Annotated in this window: 1 protein-coding gene; it reads right to left on the bottom strand. The window is 71.9% G+C overall.

The genetic code is table 11. The features are described from left to right. Positions 1–588: condensation domain-containing protein (locus ACTOWL_RS38015; protein ID WP_441326489.1), on the bottom strand; the 588-nt coding region annotated here is incomplete at both ends.

The following is a 588-nucleotide window of genomic DNA, read 5'->3' as shown; positions in this document are numbered from 1 at the left end:
GCAGCGCATCCAACTCCGCCTGGCTCAGACCAGCGAGCGGCACGTCCGACGGCGTCAGGCCGCCCGCTCCCGGCGCGCCGCACAGTGCGACCAGCGCTGCCAGCTCCGCCGCGAAGGCCTGGGCCAGCTGTTCGATCGTCACCGTGTCGTGCCGGGCGGCGCTGTACAGCCAGGACAGGCCCAGCACGCCTTCCGCCACCTGGCCGTTCACCACCAGCTCGGCGCCGAGTGGCGAGCCCTCCGACTGGTCCCGGCCTGCGCTCTCCCGCGCCAGGGCGAAGGCTCCCGCCGTCATCCCGTCGAACCGGCCCAGATAGTTGAACGTCACCGAAGGCCAGGGCTGTGAGGACAAAGACGCCCGCACCTCCTCCGATCCCATGTGTCGCAGCACGCCGTAGCCGAGGCCGCGCTGCGGCACCGCCCGAAGCTGCTCCTTCACCGCCTTCAGCGATGCTTCGAGGTCCGCCGCGGGCGATGCCCCCGTCGACGCCTTCGGCGTCAGGCGCACCGGGTAGATGCTGGTGAACCAGCCCACCGTCCGGCTCAGGTCCAGCCCGCCCAGTTCCTCCCGGCCATGGCCTTCCAGCG

The organism is Inquilinus sp. CA228, assembly GCF_052078665.1.
Taxonomy (GTDB): domain Bacteria; phylum Pseudomonadota; class Alphaproteobacteria; order DSM-16000; family Inquilinaceae; genus Inquilinus.
The sequence above is the reverse complement of the archived record's forward strand: the minus strand, read 5'-3'. Positions and strand labels throughout refer to the sequence as shown.